Annotated in this window: 11 protein-coding genes; 5 read left to right on the top strand and 6 right to left on the bottom strand. The window is 72.8% G+C overall.

Going from position 1 to position 16,418, the window contains the following annotated elements; all coding sequences use genetic code 11:
- Nucleotides 1-39: 39 nt before the first annotated feature.
- From BN6_RS13615 to BN6_RS13605, 3 genes are all read right to left on the bottom strand, one after another.
- Nucleotides 40-5,724, bottom strand: a complete 5,685-nt coding sequence (locus BN6_RS13615) for a DUF11 domain-containing protein (protein ID WP_015100230.1) — start codon at nt 5,722-5,724, stop codon at nt 40-42.
- A gap of 118 nt (nt 5,725-5,842) precedes the next feature.
- Nucleotides 5,843-6,472, bottom strand: coding sequence for a response regulator (locus BN6_RS13610; RefSeq protein ID WP_015100229.1), 630 nt, complete (start codon nt 6,470-6,472; stop codon nt 5,843-5,845).
- A complete protein-coding gene (locus BN6_RS13605; RefSeq protein ID WP_015100228.1) occupies nt 6,469-7,656 on the bottom strand; it encodes a sensor histidine kinase in 1,188 nt (395 codons plus the stop codon). Before BN6_RS13605 ends, BN6_RS13610 begins: the two co-directional genes overlap by 4 nt.
- A gap of 175 nt (nt 7,657-7,831) precedes the next feature.
- Between BN6_RS13605 and BN6_RS13600 the strand changes: the two genes are divergently transcribed.
- The 3 genes from BN6_RS13600 (at nt 7,832) to BN6_RS13590 (ending at nt 12,326) form a co-directional block, all read left to right on the top strand.
- On the top strand, nt 7,832-8,884 hold the full coding sequence (locus BN6_RS13600) for an ABC transporter permease (RefSeq protein ID WP_015100227.1): 1,053 nt from the start codon (nt 7,832-7,834) through the stop codon (nt 8,882-8,884).
- Nucleotides 8,881-9,570 (top strand): ABC transporter ATP-binding protein, encoded by a 690-nt coding sequence (locus BN6_RS13595; protein WP_015100226.1) that lies wholly within the window; start codon nt 8,881-8,883, stop codon nt 9,568-9,570. The genes BN6_RS13600 and BN6_RS13595 overlap by 4 nt, the downstream gene beginning before the upstream one ends.
- 224 nt (nt 9,571-9,794) lie before the next feature.
- The gene (locus BN6_RS13590) at nt 9,795-12,326 is read left to right on the top strand and encodes a M4 family metallopeptidase (protein ID WP_015100225.1); all 2,532 of its coding nucleotides are present in this window, start codon (nt 9,795-9,797) and stop codon (nt 12,324-12,326) included.
- A 65-nt stretch (nt 12,327-12,391) separates the two neighbouring features.
- Here the strand turns inward: BN6_RS13590 and BN6_RS13585 are convergent, their stop codons facing one another.
- Nucleotides 12,392-12,847: a hypothetical protein gene (locus BN6_RS13585; protein WP_015100224.1), complete on the bottom strand. Its 456-nt coding sequence runs from the start codon at nt 12,845-12,847 to the stop codon at nt 12,392-12,394.
- Nucleotides 12,848-13,099: 252 nt separating this feature from the next.
- Between BN6_RS13585 and BN6_RS13580 the strand changes: the two genes are divergently transcribed.
- Both BN6_RS13580 and BN6_RS13575 read left to right on the top strand, forming a co-directional pair.
- A complete protein-coding gene (locus tag BN6_RS13580; protein WP_148302857.1) occupies nt 13,100-13,393 on the top strand; it encodes a hypothetical protein in 294 nt (97 codons plus the stop codon).
- 282 nt (nt 13,394-13,675) lie between these two features.
- Entirely contained in the window at nt 13,676-14,665 is a 990-nt protein-coding gene (locus BN6_RS13575) for a hypothetical protein (RefSeq protein WP_015100222.1), read from the top strand.
- 57 nt (nt 14,666-14,722) lie between these two features.
- On the opposite strand, the gene BN6_RS13565 is transcribed toward BN6_RS13575, so the two are convergent.
- Nucleotides 14,723-15,265, bottom strand: a complete 543-nt coding sequence (locus BN6_RS13565) for an AAA family ATPase (protein WP_015100221.1) — start codon at nt 15,263-15,265, stop codon at nt 14,723-14,725.
- Between the two features lie 70 nt (nt 15,266-15,335).
- Nucleotides 15,336-16,349, bottom strand: a complete 1,014-nt coding sequence (locus tag BN6_RS13560; RefSeq protein ID WP_015100220.1) for a sporulation protein — start codon at nt 16,347-16,349, stop codon at nt 15,336-15,338.
- Nucleotides 16,350-16,418: the final 69 nt, after the last annotated feature.

The following is a 16,418-nucleotide window of genomic DNA, read 5'->3' as shown; positions in this document are numbered from 1 at the left end:
GCCCGACCGCTCGGATCGGGCACGCGCCTCGTTACCGGCTCAGGTCCGGCGACCCCGGAGCACGAGCAGTACACCCATCGCCAGCAGCGCCAAGGCCGCCAGGAGGAGTTCCAGCACCCGGGCGCCCGTGTCTGCCAGCGGCGGCCGGGTCGCGGTGACGTCGGTCTTGGTGGTGCAGTCCGGGCGTTCCGGCTTGCAGTTCGCGCCCGGTGTCGTGGACACCACCGTGTTGCGCAGCGAACCGGTCGCGTCCACGTGCACGGTCACCGAGTACGTGATCGTCGCCAACTGGGCCGGTGCCAGCCGTCCCTGCCAGCGCAACACCGTCCCGGTGACGGTGACGGTCCCGGTGTCGGCCTTGACGTTGTTGTCGTAGGCCGCGTTGTCCAACACCTCTGCCAGGTCGTCGGTCAGCTCCGCCTGCTCGTACAGCGCGGTGCCGGTGTTGTGGACCGTCACCGTGTAGCGAACCGTCCCGCCGGGGGCCACGGTTGGGGCCGGATCGGCGACCTTGCGCATGGTCAGCGCCTGGATCGGGGTCTCGGTCGCGCACGCCGGATCGATCGGACCGGCCGCCCGCGTGAACAGCGCCGGCATCGGCAGCGGGCAGTTCGTGTTGTCCGGGCTGGTGACCGCGTTGCGCAGGAAGCTGTCACCGGCCGGCGGCGTCCCGACCACCACCGTGTACGTCACGGTGATCTCCGCGCCCGCCGGAACGTCACCGGTCCACGTCACCACCGGCGCGGCGTACGTGACCGCGCCCGCACTGGCCGCCGCGTCGTTGTTGTAGGAAGCGTCGTCCAGCACGCCGGTCAGGTCGTCGCTGAACGTCGCACCCCGGTACGGCGCTTCGCCGGTGTTGGCCACGACGACCCGGTAGGTCACCGTCCCGCCCGCCGGCACCGCGTCGGGGGTCGCCGACTTGCGGATCGAGAGCTTCGGCAGGGGCAGGGTCGAACGGCAGTCCGGGTCGTCGGACCCGGGCTCGCAGTTGGAGCCGTCGGACGTGACCACGTTGCTCAGCCGCTTGTCGCCGACGTTCGTGACCGTCACCGAATAGGTCACGGTGGCCGTCGTGCCCTTCGCCAGCGCCCCCGTCCAGGTCAGTTTCGGTGCGGCATAGGAGACCGCGCCCGCCGACGCCGACGCGTCGCCGTTGTACGTGGCGTCGTCGACCACGCCGGTCAAGTCGTCGGTGAACGTCGCGGCCGGGTGCGCGGCCTCGCCGACGTTGGTGACGGTGACCGTGTACGTGACCGTGTCGCCGGTCTTCGGGTCGTTCGGCGTCCCGGTCTTGACCAGCTTCAACGCCGGCACGGGCGTGACCGTGCCGCAGTCCGGATCCGTGCTGCCGGGCGGGCAGTTCCCATCGGACGTGCCGGTGACGGCGTTCTTGAGGAGCTTGTCACCGCCGGGCGGCCGGTTCACGGTCACGGAGTACGTGACGCGCACCTCGGCGCCCGCCCCGATATCGCCGTTCCACGTCAGAACCGGTGCGGCATAGGCGACAGCGCCCACCGTGGCTTGGGCGTCCTGGTTGTACCTGGCGTCGTCCAGCACGCCGGACAGGTCGTCGGTGAACGTCGCCCCGGCGTACGTGGCCTTGCCGGTGTTGGTCACCAGCACCGTGTAGGTCACCTCGTCGCCGGGCCGGGGATCGGTCGGCGCGACGCTCTTGACGATGCGCAGCGCGGCAACCGGTGTGACGGTGCCGCAGTCGCCTTGGCACGTGGAGTCGGTCGGTCCGGTCACGGCGTTGCGCAGCTCGCCGTCCCCGGCGGGCGGCGAGGCGACCGTGACCGAGTAGGTGACGGTGACCGTCGTGCCGGCGGGCAGGTCGTGCCGCCACGTCAGGTTCGGCGCGGCGTACGTGACGCTGCCCGCCCCGGCGGTGGCGTCGCCGTTGTAGGTCGCGTCATCGAGGACGCCGGTCAGGTCGTCGCTGAAGGTCGCGCCGACGTAGGTCGCCGTACCGGGGTTGCGGACGGTGACCGTGTAGGTGACCTTCTCCCCCGGCTTCGCGGTCGCCGGGGACGCTGTCTTGGCCAGTTCCAGCAACGCCAACGGTGTCACGGTCGAACAGTCGGGGTCCGTCGAGCCCGGCGGGCACGTCGCCCCGTCCGGCCCGGTCACCGCGTTGCGCAACTGGCGGTCCCCGCCCGGCGGGCGGCCGACCGTGACCGAGTAGGTGACGGTGACCGTGCCGCCCTTGGCCACGTCTCCGTTCCACGCCAGGGTTTTCGCTCCGGCGTCGAGCGTCGCGGTGCCGGAGGTCGCTGTGGCGTCACCGTTCCAAACCGCGTCGTCCAGCACGCCGGACAGGTCGTCGGAGAAGGACGCGCCCAGGTAGTCGGCCTCGCCGGTATTGCTCACCACGACGGTGAACGTGACGGTGTCACCGGCCTTCGGGGTCGTCGGCGCGGTCGTCTTCTTGATCTCCAGCAGGGCGACGGGGGTGTCCGTGCCGCAGTCCCCGCCCGGCGGACACGTCGAGTCCTCAGGCCCCGTCACGGCGTTGCGCAGTTTCTTGTCACCTCCCGGTGGCGTCCCGACGGTCACCTTGTAGGTGATCGTCACCGTGGCACCGGCAGCGACATCCCCCTGCCACGCCAAGGTCTTCGCACCCGCGTCGAACGTCACGGAACCCGAACTCGCCGTGGCATCACCGTTCCACGAAGCGTCGTCCAAGACGCCGGCCAGATCATCGGTGAAGGACGCGCCCGGGTACCCGGCGTTCCCGCTGGTCTCCGTGACGGTGACCGTGTACGTGACCACCTCGCCAGGCTTCACGCTGGTAGCCGACACCGACTTGACGATTCCCAGCTGAGGCTTGGGAAGCACGACCTGGCAATCAGGATCGTCCGAACCCGGCGGACAGTTCGAACCGTCACCGCTCACGACGTTCCGCAGGAACTGGTCACCAGCGTTGGTCACCGTCACCGTGTAGGTCACGGTCGCCGTCGCACCGACCGCCAGATCACCAGTCCACGTCAGCTTCTGACCCGCCGCGTCGAAAACAACCGCACCCACCGTCGCCGTGGTGTTGCCGTCCCAGGTGGCGTCATCCAACACGTCACTGAGGTCATCGACGAACGACGCCCCACCGTAGGCAGCAGTGCCGGTGTTGGTCACCACAACCGTGTACGTGACGACGTCACCGACCTTCGGATTGGCCGGGCTGCCCGTCTTCACCAACTTCACCGACCTGACCAACGTCTCCGTCCCACACGCCGGATCAGTCGAACCCGCCGGACAGTTCGGCCCCGTCACCACATTGCGCAACCTCTTGTCGCCAGCAGGCGGGTTCCCCACCGTCACCGAGTAGGTGATGGTCGCGGTCGCGCCCTTGGCGACGTCGCCGGTCCACGTCAAGCGCTTCGCACCCGCGTCGAACGTGGCCGTGCCGATGTCGGCGGTGATTTGGTCGTCCCACGTGGCGTCGTCCAGCACGCCGGTCAGGTCGTCGGCGAAGGTCGCGCCGGGGTAGTCCGCCTGGCCGGTGTTCACGACCGTCACGGTGTAGGTGACGCGTTCGCCGGGTGTGGCGGTCGCCTTGTCGGCGGTCTTGCGGACGGTGACCGCGCCGACCGGGGTCACGCTGCCGCACGCCGGGTCGGTCGATCCCGGCGGGCAGGTCGAGCCGTCCGGCCCGGTCACGGTGTTGACCAGCGAGAAGTCGCCGGTGGGCGGTGCTTTGACCGTGGCGGTGTAGGTGATGGTGACGGTCTGGCCGACGCCGACGTCACCGGTCCAGGTGAGCTTGCGGGTGCCGGCGTCGAAGGTCGGCTGGGTGGGCGCGTTCGTGCCGCCGACGCGGGCCACGGCGTCGGCCTGGTAGTCGGCGTCGTCCAGCACGCCGGTCAGGTCGTCGGTGAGCGTCGCGCCCGTCACCGCCGCGCCACCGACGTTCTCGGCGGTGATGGTGAACGTGACGGTGTCACCGGGCTTGACGGTCGCGGGCGCGGCGGTCTTGCGGATCACCAGGCCGGTGATGGGCTCGTCGGTGCGGCAGTCGGGGTCGGTGGAGCCCCGCGAGCAGTTCGTCCCGTCCGGGCCGACGACGGCGTTGGTCAGGCGTTTGTCGCCGGCGGGTGGGCTGCCCACGGTCACCGAGTACGTGACCGTCACCGTGCTGCCGGCTGGTACGTCGCCCGTCCAGGTGAGCTTCCGGCCGGCCGCGTCGTAGCCGACCGCGCCGGAACTCGCGGTGGCGTCGTTGTTGTAGGCGGCGTCGTCCAGCACGCCGGTCAGGTCGTCGGTGAACGTCGCCCCGGTCCACGGCGCGGTGCCGTCGTTCGTCGCGGTCACCGTGTAGGTGATGGTCGAGCCGGGCTTCGGGTCGGCCGGGGCGCTGGCCTTCTTCAGGCGCAGCAACGCGATCGGCACCTCGGTGGAGCAGCCCGCCGAGCAGTTGCCGTCCGGTGAGGTGACGGTGTTGCGGAGCGTCTTGTCGCCGCCGGGCGGGGTGCCCACGGTCACCGAGTACGTGATGGTGACGGTGGCTCCGGCGTCGATGTCGCCCGTCCACGTGAGGTTCTGCGCCGTGCCGTCGTAGACCGGCTGGGTGGACGGGCCGACGGCGACGGCGTCGTTGTTGTACGTCGCGTCGTCCAGGACGCCGGTCAGGTCGTCCACCACGGACACGCCGGACGCCGGACCGGTGCCGGTGTTGCGGACGGTCACCGTGTACGTGACCTTGTCACCCGGTCGGGCATCGGTCTGGTCCGCGGTCTTGGCGACCACGATCTTCTTCGTCAAGTCCGGCGCGATTCGGCACGCGGCGAGGTCGGTGATCGGCCACGTGCCACCGGGCTCGGATTCGATCCGCCCGACCTGGTTCTGGTGCGCGTTGCCGCCCGCGACCTGCTCCGACACCCCCGTCACCGGGTCGACCTTGTAGAGCGCGCCGGAGTACAGGCCGAGGTAGATGGCGTTGTGCGCGTACGCCATGCCGTAGTTGTTGAAGCCGTTGGCGGACGCGGGCCCGGTGACGTGCACGGCCTGGGTCGTCGTCCCCGTCGCCGGGTCCAGCCGGTACACGTAGGACGAGCCGCCGTAGGAGATGCCGTAGTACGCGCCGCCGTTGCTGTCCACGAACATGTCCGGCACCATCGACCCGCCGGTGAACACCGGGTCGTCGGGCGGCACGGACGTCAGGTTGACCCCGCGCGTCCACTCCTGCGTCGCACCGGTCGCGAGGTCCATCCGGAACAGCTTGGGCACGCCGCCGTTCTGCGCCCCGTACAGCGCGCCGGCCGCGGGGTCCGCGGCGATGCCGCCCCAGTTCGTCCCGCCGGGCAGTTGGCGCCCCTGGCCGCCGGCGATCTCGTCGGTCACCGTGTTGGTGCCCGAGACGTGCTTGTACAGCGTCAGGTTCGAGGTGGTGTAGTTCGCGTAGAACGCCGCCACGTTCCCGCTGTCCGGATCTTTGCCCAGCGCCATGCTGGTCGACCAGTAGGCCGGCAACCCGGACCCGACCCGCTTGCTGATCACCGTGTTGTCGATGGTCGGCTCGCCGGACGCGTCGTTCTCGAACTGCATCCCGGACAGGTAGTTGCTGTAGTACAGGTGGTCGCAGTCGAAGGTGGACGGGTCGTTCTCGCCCTCGACCTCCCAGGTAGCGGCGGCGGCCGCCGGCGCGGTCACCAGCGTCGCCGCGATCGCCACCGCCACGAGTCGGGCGACCACCCCGCGTCCCCGACCCAGCCGGGCGAACAACGACATCGTGCCTCCACCGTGTTGCTCGACCCACGCGACGACGCCCGGATCCTGACACGGTGTTTTCGCCGATGCCGGGCGAAACGTCCGCCACGACCGGGTGACCGTCGCGAGAGGACGGTCGTCAGCGGCGGATCAGGCCGCGGGCGGTGGCGGCGGCCACCGCGGCGGTGCGGGAGTCGACGGCCAGCTTCGCGTAGATGTGCACCAGGTGCGACTTCACGGTGGCCAGGGTGAGGTCCAGGCGGGCGCCGATGGCGTGGTTGGACAGGCCCTCGGCGACCAGCGACAGCACCTCGGTCTCCCGCCTGGTGAGCGCGGTCCCGGGGGTGCGCAGCCGGTTCATCAGCCGGTCGGCCACGGCCGGGGCCAGCGCCGTGCGGCCCGCGGCGGCGGTGCGGACGGCGGCGGCCAGCTCCTCCGGCGGGGCGTCCTTGAGCAGGTAGCCGGTGGCGCCCGCCTCGATCGCGGGCAGCGTGTCGGCGTCGGTGTCGTAGGTGGTGACGACCAGGACGCGCGGCGCGTCGGGCAGGGCGCTGATCGCGGCGGTGGCCTGGGAGCCGTTCATGCCCTCGCCGAACTGGAGGTCCATCAGCACGACGTCGACGTCCAGCTCGGCGGCCAGCGCCACGGCCTGCTCGGCGGTCGCGGCCTCGGCCACCACCACGAGGTCCGGCTCGGTCTCCAGCACGGCCCGCAGGCCCGCCCGGACCACCGGGTGGTCGTCGGCCAGCAGCAGTCGGATCGGGGTCACCGGGCGGCCTCGGGGATCGGGAGCCGGGCGGCCAGGGTGGTGCCCCGGCCGGGTGCCGACTCGACGGTGAGGGTGCCGCCGAGCGAGCGCACCCGGGCGGCCATCGCGGCCAGGCCGAACCCGCCGGCGGCCGGGTCGGGCGCGGGCAGCGCCGCCGGGTCGAAGCCCTCGCCGTCGTCGGCGACCTCCAGCGCGATCTCGTCGTCCCGGTAGTCGAGGGTGACCTCGGCGGTGCCGGCGCGGGCGTGGCGGGTGGTGTTGGCCAGCGCCGACTGCGCGATCCGCAGCAGTGCCACGTCGTGCGCGGTGGGCAGCGGCACGGGCCGGCCGACGAGGTGGAAGCGGGCCGTCGGCGATCGCGTGGTGGCGCACAGGCGTTCCAGCGCGCCGGCGAGGGTCGTGCCGTCCAGGGCGGGCGGGCTGAGCGCGGCCACGAACCGGCGGGCTTCGGCGAGGTTGTCCACGGCCGTGCGGCGGGCCTGCGCGATGTGGCGGGCGGCGTCCTCGGGGCGGTCGGGCAGGATGCGCTCGGCGGCGCGCAGCAGCAGTTGGATGCTCGACAGGCCCTGCGCGAGGGTGTCGTGGATCTCGCGGGCCAGGCGTTCCCGCTCGGCGAGCACCCCGGCCGCGTGCTGGGCTTCGGACAGGTCGGCGCGGGTGGCGGTCAGCTCCTCGATGAGCCGCCGGCGGCGTTCGCTCTCGCGGTAGAGGACCTGGTAACCCCACACGACGGCGACCGCGACGGCCGCGCCGAGCACCGGGCCGAGCACGGCGGCCGGGGTGAAGCCCTGGTGCACGGCGAACGCGGTGACGGCGGCGAGCGCCGTGACGGCGACCGCGGCGACGCCCGCGCGGCGTGGCAGCAGGTGCAGTTGGAGGAAGTACAACGGGAACGCCACCCACACCGCGTCGGCCGTGAGCACGAGCAGCGCGACCCACACCGCGCACACGGCGGCGAGCCACCACCTGGCGGACCGTCGCGACCGGCTGACGCCCGGCACCACCACACCCACCGCGTACACGACGGCCAGCAGCGCCGCGACAACGGCCGTCCGCGACGCGGTCCCGTCGGCGATCGCGGGTGCGTTCGCGGCCGTGCGGAGGGCGGCCAGCGCGATCAGGCCGACCACCAGCAGGTGCAGGCACCAGGCGAGAGCGGCGCGGGTGGTGAGGGTGTTCTCCATGAGCACCGTCCAGGGTAGGTGACCTGCCCGAAGCCGGCATCAACCGAAAGTTCGAGGTCCGCGGCCGCCGGACGGCGCGGGAAGTCCGTTCTCCCGCGCGATGCCCCGGCCCCCGCCCCGGGAGACGGTGGGAAGCGCACCGGGGCTGTCGGAGGCTCCGGGGAAGAAGGACGGGATGTACGTCGGCTGGAGGGACCTCAGGTTCGCCAAGGGGCGCTTCGCGCTCATGGGGAGCGTCATCGTGCTCATCACCCTGCTGGTGGGGTTGCTGTCCGGGCTGACCGCCGGGCTGGGGCGGCAGAACACCTCGGGGATCGCGGACCTGCCCGCGGACCGGATCGCCTTCGGCGGGACGGAGGTGTCGTTCGCCGAGTCCACCGTGACCGACGAGCAGGTGCGGCGGTGGGCGGGCGCGCCGGGTGTCCGGTCCGCCGAGCCGCTGGGCATCACCACCAGCAAAGCCTCGGCGGGTGGCCGCAACGCCCCGGTCACGGTGTTCGGCGTCGGTCCGGGGTCGTCGTTCGCCCCGGTGGGGGACGACCGCTCCACGGTGCTGTCCACCGCCGCCGCCGCCGATCTGGCCGCCGCCCTCGGCGACACGATCACCCTGGCCGGGCGCACGCTGACCGTCACAGCCGTGCAGGGCGACACCTGGTACAGCCACACCCCGGTCGTCTGGACCACTGTGGACACGTGGCGGCACATCGCGCCACCGGGCACCCAGGCCGCCACCGTCCTCGCCCTGACCACCGACGGCACGGACACCGCCGCGATCGACGCCGCCGCCGGCACCCGGACCGTGCCGACCGGCGACGCCTTGGCGGGCATCGGCTCCTACACCTCGGAGAACGGTTCGCTCCAGCTGATGCGCGGCTTCCTGTTCGCCATCTCGGCGCTGGTGATCGGCGCGTTCTTCACCGTGTGGACGATCCAGCGGGCCGGCGACGTCGCCGTGCTGAAGGCGTTGGGCGCGTCCACCGCCGGCCTCCTGCGTGACGCCCTGGGCCAGGCGGTCGTCGTGCTGACCGGTGGAACCCTGCTCGGCACCGGCTTGGCGGTCGCGGCGGGTGCCGCCCTGGCCGGCTCGGCGATCCCGTTCCTGCTCACCCCCGCGACGGTCCTGCCGCCGGCGGCGGTGACGGTGCTGTTGGGTGCCGCCGGCGCGGCGCTGGCCGTCCGCCGCATCACGTCCGTGGACCCGCTGACCGCCCTGGGAGCCGCCCGATGAGCCTCGAACTGCACGACATCACCCTCACCTACCCGGACGGCGACGGTCGCCTGACCGCGCTCGACCAGGTGACCCTCGCCGTCCCGGCGGGCACGCTGACAGCCCTGGTGGGCCCGTCCGGCTCCGGCAAGTCCAGCCTGCTCGCCGTCGCCGCCACCCTGGTCACCCCGGACTCCGGCACGGTCGCGGTGGACGGCGTCACCACCACCGGCCTGAGCCGGGGCGAGCTGGCCGCGCTGCGCCGGCGGTCCATCGGCACGGTGTTCCAGCAGCCGAACCTGCTGCCGTCGCTGACCGCGGTCGAACAGCTCCAGGTCATGGCCCACTTGGACGGCCGCTCCCCCACCGCCGCCCGACCCCGCGCGCTGGAGCTGCTGGCCGCCGTCGGCCTGGCGGACCTGGCCGGCCGCCGGCCGCACCAGCTGTCCGGAGGCCAACGGCAACGCGTCAACATCGCCCGCGCGCTCGTGAACGACCCGAAGGTGCTGCTGGTGGACGAGCCGACCAGCGCTCTGGACCACGAACGCGGCGCGGCCGTGCTCGACCTGATCACCCGCCTGACCCACCGCCAGGCGACGGCCACCGTCCTGGTCACCCACGACCGCACCCACCTGACCACCGCCGACCGGTTCGTGGAGGTCCACGACGGCCGGCTGACCGCAGGCGTCCCGGTGGCCGGCGGGTAGGGCGGCTCGGCGGCGGAGGGGGTGGCGGCGTTCGTCGGGAGCGCGCCGCGCTGGGCCGACCCGGTGAACCCCTGGGACACCCGGCCCAGACCCGGCGGCTGATCGGGCTCGAACTGCCAACTGTTGACGATCAACGCCGGATAGGTCCGCACCACTCGACAGCGCGACCATGGCCGCACCCGTGCCGCGACATCCCTGCCGACGCACGGGCGAGGAGGATCTCCATGCGGAAGTCTCTCGCGGGGGCCGCGGTCCTGGCCGCGCTCGCCGCCACCGTCTTACCGGGCGGACCGGCAGCCCACGCCGACGACCTCACCCTGGCCCGCGCCGCGACCGGCGGCGTCGAACTCGCCCCGCTGTCCACCACCGACTCCGGCGACCGGTCCACCGTCCGGTTCGGCCAGCGCCACCGGGGCGTGCCGGTCTTCGGCGCGCAGACGCTCGTGCACCTGGCCGGTCCGGCGGCGGAGCGGACCGTGCGGGCCACCACCGACCGGACCGCGCGCGGCCTGACCGTCGACACCACCCCGACCGTGTCCGAGGACCGGGCCGTCGGCGGCGCGCTGGCGGCGCTGGACCCGCAGACCCGGTCCCGGGCCAAGACCGAGCGGCACGGCCTGGTCGTGCTGCCCAACGGTCCCGGCGTGCTCACCTGGCACCTGACCGTGCGCGGCGAGGACGTGCCCAAGGGGCAGCCCATGCGGCGCGAGGTCTACGTCGACGCGCACACCGGTGCCGTCGCGCTGGAGTACGACAACCTGCACTTCGCCGAAGGCCCGGCGACCGGCGAGGGCGTCGCGGCCAACGGCAAGACCAAACCGCTGGCCGTCTACGAGCGCGCGGACGGCCGGTTCGAGCTGCGCGACCGCAGCCGCGCGATGTTCCCGGCGACCGGCGGCGAGATCCTCACCTACGACGCCGAGAAGCGCGACTACTACGACTTCCTCGGCGAGTTCCCGCCCGAGACCAAGCTGTTCGCCGCCGACACCACGCGGTTCGACGGCGCGGCGGCCGAGACCGGCGGCGTGGACGCGCACTGGTCGGCCGGCCAGGTCTACGAGTTCTACCGGCAGCGCCTGGGCCGCGAGGGCATCGACGGCAAGGGCGGCTCCAGCGTGTCCGTCGCGGGCGTCACCAACCGCGGCCGGCCGTTCCTCAACGCCTTCTGGGACGGGCGGAAGATGGTCTACGGCTGGGCGACCGGCGAGCGGCTGCCGCTCTCCGCCGACCTCGACGTCGTCGGCCACGAGATGACCCACGGCATCACCGAGCACACCGCGGGCCTGGTCTACCTTGGACAGTCCGGCGCGATCAACGAGGCCGTCTCGGACTACCTCGGCAACGCCATCGATGTGACCGTGACCGGCACGCCGATGACCGACCCGAACGCCGGCCTGCTCGGCGAGGACCTGTGCCGCACCACCGCGCCCGAGGAGTGCGCGATCCGCGACCTCAACGACGGCCGCACCACCGTGCACGACTACCTCGGCGTCACCAACAACACCGACAACGGCGGCGTGCACCTGAACTCCACCATCTTCGGCGGCGCGCTGTGGGACATCCGCGAGCGCCTCGACCCGGCCTTGGCCGACAAGGTCGTCTACACCGCGCTCACCGAGTACCTGACTCCGCTGGACACGTTCGTGGACGGCCGCACGGCCGTGCTCGGCGCGGCGGCGGCGCTCAAGCTCACCGCGCGGCAGCAGGCGACGATCGCCAGGGCGTTCGACGACCACGGCATCGTGCCCGGCTGGGAGCAGAGGCTCGGCACCGACAGCACCACGCTGGTCCCCGGCGTGACGTCGGTGTCGCCGTTCCCGTCCGCCGCGAACGGCCGGTACGTGGTGCTGCTGTCCGACCCGCGCGGCGAGCAGGCCGCCGAGGTGTTCGCCGGGCGCACCGACCGCGCCACGCCGCCCGTGCGGCTGTCGGCGAAGGACGGCACGAGCAACGCCCAGACCAACACCGACGGCACCACGGCGGTGTGGAGCAACCGGTCCCGGGCCGGCAGCCGGATCCTGGCCCGCACGCTCGACGGCGGTCCCCTCCGGACGGTCGTCGACGGCGGCACCGACGCCGAGCTGTCCGTGCCGGTGGTCTCCGGTGACGTCGTGGCGTGGCAGCACTTCGACTTCGCCGGCGCGTTCGAGACCGACGTGTGGGTGCGCGTCGGCGACGGCCCCGCCCGCAACCTCACGCCCGAGCCCGGCGTGCAGGGCAACCGGCCGTTCCTGCGCGGGCACCTGCTGTCCTACACGCAGGTCCGGCGGGACGGCACCGGCTGGTACTACAACGCCGTCGTGGAGAACCTGCGCACCGGCACCCGCACGGTGGTCCCGTCGCCGACCGGCTCGGTGTTCGTCAAGGACGTCGTGCTCACCGCGAGCGGAGTGGCGTGGATCCAGGACGTCGGCATCGACGGCCGTTCGGGCGTCCTGGCGGCCGACCACGACGGCCGGCGGGTGCGCGCGGTCGTCGCCGAGGACGGCGAGCACGCCCCGATGTACCCGGCGCTGGACGCGAGCGACCAGTGGCTGACGTTCAGCACGCGGGTCGGCGCGGCCGGCACCAACGCCGGCCTGCCCAAGCTCGTGCAGGTCCCGGTCCGGGGCGGCACGCCGGAGCGCGTCTCGTGCAACCGGGGCGACCAGGCGTCGTTCGCGGCCGACCGGAACCGGCGCGTGGTGTGGCTGGACGGCACTGCGGGCGGCACCGACCTGGTGACCCGCGAAGCCCCGGCCCGTCGCGGCTGCTGACCCGCACGGGCGGCCGGGGGGCGACCCCCGGCCGCCCGGCGGTGAGCCCTCCGGCGCTACGCGGGTCAGCGCTCGGGCGGGGGCGCGACCACGATCGGCCACGACTCCTCGTCGGCGAGGGCGTCCTCCAGCGTCTCGTCCGGGCCCAGCGCGAACACCGCCGCACCCGGCTCCGCCCGTGCGAACACCTGCGGGTCGACCCGGGTCTCCACCCGCAGCACGACCACGGCCTCCGGGTCGGTCGCCGACCGCACCGGGAACCGCTCCGGGTCGACGTCGACCTGCTTGAGCGCGGCCGGGTGGGCCACGATGTCGACGGTGAGCCGGTCGCCCGCGAGCGCGGACTCCGCCCAGCCGTCGGTCTGCGCGAAGTAGAGGACGCCGTCGCCCTCGTAGCAGTAGCTCGACAGGTTGTTCAGGACCTGCTCGGCCGGCGGCCCCTCGGGGTCGATCACCACGACCACGACCGGCACCTCCGGTTCGTCCGGGTTGACACCGGAACGCACCTGGATCTGAGCCACTGACGACCTCCCCCTGCGACGGATCAGCGGTCAGTACAGCACCACACCCGCCCGAGCCGTGCGGCGGTCCGTTGACGGGTCGGGGTCGGACCGCCCTCGAAGCCCGGTGACCGCGCGTCACGCACGCCCGGCGCACATCACCGGTTCGAGTTGGATGCTGTTCCGTCGTGGGACCTGGGGTCGATTCGCGCGCGCGAGGTCCGGATGGTGCGGATGCTGTGCGGCATTCGGACCGGAAGGGAGTTCTCCGCGATGGTGACACGACAACTGGCCGCCGCGGTCGGCGTGGCCGCGGCGGTGGCGGTGGGGTTGGTCGCGGCTCCGGCGGCGTCGGCCGCGCAAGGCGTGCTCAAGGTGGGCGACCGCGAGTACCGCAACCCGAGCGGCTGCTACCGCAACACCACGACCCCGCTCAGGGTCGAGAACCGCACCGACCAGGTGGTGGTGATCTTCCACGACTCGCGCTGCGCCGGCGAGCGCGTCGGGTTGGTCGGGCCGGGCAGTCTCGCGGTGAGCGAGTTCGGCGGGAGCGTCCACGTCCCGTGACCCCGGATGGCTGCCCGGTGACCTCCGGGCAGCCATCAGACCCGGCCGCCCTCTTAGGGCCACTGGGCCACATCTCCTGGGCCACACCTCCTGGGCCCCGCGGCCCGCGTGGCTCCGTGACAATCGACACGACCGGTCGGCCGGCGCCCTCCTTTGGCCCCTACGACCTCGGGCAAAGCAAGCAGCCGCCGTCAGTGTGACCTGTTCGGGCTATGAAATACACCCATTCAGGCGTACATATGCACGGTGCGCAACTTTTCACCAGTCAGATCAGGTTCGCTCGTGGCCTCCACGCTGCTGCTCGCCGCCGGCGCGGGGCTGCTCGCGCCGTCCGTCGCCGCGGCCGAGTCCGAGGCGGCGCGCGCGAGCCTCGTGCGGCTGACCGTCGCGGACGTCCCGGCGCTCGGCCTCGGCGCGTACACCGGCGACTACGGGTCCGCGGTCAGCACCGGCCACGGCGAGAACCCCGGCGACTTCAGCGACCCGGACGGCGTGCTCGACCGGGTCGGGATCGCCACCAGGACCACCCGCACCGCGTCGTCCGACGGCAAGAACTACGCCCAGGCCCAGCTCACCGCGCTGACGCTGCCGTACAACGGGCGCGACCTGCTGGCCGTCGCGTCGCTGGACTCCTACGCCGAGTGCGTGCCGCCGCCGGTCGGCCCGTGGGCGCTGGCCTACAACCGGTCCGACAGCGGCGAGATCACCGTGCTCGGCCACCGGGTCGGGGCCGGGGTCACCGCGCTCCCGGTGACCGGCGCGGACCTCGGCGTGGCCGACCTCGGGTCCGGCACGCTGACCGTGACCGTGACGCCGCACCAGGACCCGGCCGCGCAGTCCCGCCAGGACACCGCCCGCGCGTGGCTCGACATCACCATCGCGGGGTCGTTCGCGGGCAAGCACGAAGGCCCGATCGCGTCCGTCCGGCTGGGCGAGGTGGCCGCGAACTGCGCCCCCGACGTGACCACAAGCCCCAGTACCCCGACCTCGCCGACCACCGGCGCGACGACCACCGACCAGACCACGACGACGGCCCCGACCACGACGACCCACACCACCGGCGGGACCAGCGGGACCGGCGCGACCACGACGTCACCCGGCGCGGTGGTGCCCGGTGGTTCGCTGCCCGGTGCCGGCTCGGGCGATTCGGGTGACTCGTCGCTGGCCAAGACCGGGTTCGGCGGCCTGCTGTGGCAGTCGCTCGCCGCGCTGACCCTGCTCGCCGCCGGGCTGGGCGCGGTCGTGGTGGGCCGGCGCAGGAGGACCGCGTGACGCTCGGCCGAGGCTGATCCGCCGACACGCCCCCGGCCGCGCGCACGAACGTGCGGACTACTCGACCACGGCCTCCGACCATCGGGCCAGGATCTCGGTGACGGTTTCGTCCGCTGTTTGCTCCGAGGTGTCCAGCCACAGGCCCAGGCGCGGGGTCTCCTCGCGCAGCACGCGGTCGAGGGCGTTCACGGTCCACTCGTCGTAGGCGCGTTTGGCGCGGCCCGCCTCGCGCACGGTGATCGCCGCCGGCGTCGGCGCCAGCACCACGACCAGCAACGGGCGGCTGCGGACCCGGTCGACCAGGTACGGCAGGAACTCGCCGAGCACCACGTCCTGCACCACGGCGGTGAAGCCGGCCTCGTAGTACGCGTCCGCGGTGGACGCCGCCAGGTCGTGGCGCAACCTCAACTGCCGCAACGCTTCCTCGGACGGCTCCGGCCCCATCTCCGCACGCCCGCCGACGACCATGCGCCGGAACACGTCACCGCGGACGTGCACCGAGCGCGGCAGCCGTTCGGCCAGCGACTGCGCGACCGTGGACTTGCCCGCCGCCTGGATCCCCGTGACGAGCACGACGGCCCGTTCCGACCTCTGTCCCATCAACCGATGATCTCCGGCCGGGAGTGGGCCGCGCGACCGGATATCCGCCGCGGCCCACCCCGGACCGCGCTCACTCCTCGGAGGCGAAGTCTCCGCCGTCGCCCTCGAAGACGTCTTCCACGACCTCGCCGAGGATCATCCCGCCGACGACACCGGCCGCCGCGCCCGCGACGACACCGCCCACGCCGGGACCGCGCCGCCCGTGGTGGCCGTGCTGGTCGTAGTGCCCGTGCTGCTGGTAGCCGGCCTGCGGGTGGCCGGGCTGGCCGAAGGCGGACTGACCGAAGGCCGACTGGCCGTGGGCGGCGTGGCCACCGCGCTCGACGATCTGCGCGAGCCACCCGTTGATCGCCGACGCCCAGTCGGTGTGCTGCGCGTCCTGGTGCGAGGCGTGGAACCGGCCGAACGAGTCGCCGCCGGAGCTGAACAGCCCGCCGCGCTTGTCCGCCTCCAGCACCACGACGAGTTCGTGCGGGCTGGTGACGAAGGTGAGCTCCACCTGGTTGAGCCGGCCCGCGTACTGCGCCGGCGGGAAGAACTCGATCTCCTGGTAGAAGCCCAGTTCCTGGTGCACGCCGTGGATCCGGCCGGCCTCCACGTCCGCGCTGCGGAACTGGAAGCCGAGCTGCCCGAACGCGTCGAGCACGCGGTCCTGCGACGGCAGCGGCGAGACCACGACCGGGTCGAGGTCGCCCTTGTCCGGCGCGCCCGAGATGACCAGTTCGGTGCGCACGCCGACCGTCATGCCGGGCAGCGGGTGCCCGCCGACGGCGGTGATCGGGGTCTCCCACGGGATCGGGAGCTGGAACGGCACGGTGAGCGGCTGGTTCGCCGCGACCCGGACGCCCTGGGCGACCGGGATCCGCAGGAACTCCGACACCCCGGCGAACTCGTGGTCGCCGTGCTCGACCTCGACCCTGGTCACCAGCGAGAGCACGATCTGGTCGATGTTGGCGTCGCCGCTGCCACCCTGGATGCGCACCTGGCCGGTGATCACCTGGCCGGGCGTGGCGTGCGGTGAGTCGAGAACGGTGTCGACGGACGGTCCGCCGACGCCGAAGGCGCTGAGCATCCGCTTGAACATGGGAAGACATCCTCCGGGGACTGGGTTGCCGAGCCACTGGTCCCGCGCGCGCCCGGCCGACAGCTCCAG

It is taken from the genome of Saccharothrix espanaensis DSM 44229 (assembly GCF_000328705.1).
In the GTDB taxonomy this organism is placed as follows: domain Bacteria; phylum Actinomycetota; class Actinomycetes; order Mycobacteriales; family Pseudonocardiaceae; genus Actinosynnema; species Actinosynnema espanaense.
Note: the sequence above shows the minus strand (reverse complement) of the source record. Positions and strands in the feature narration are given on the sequence as shown.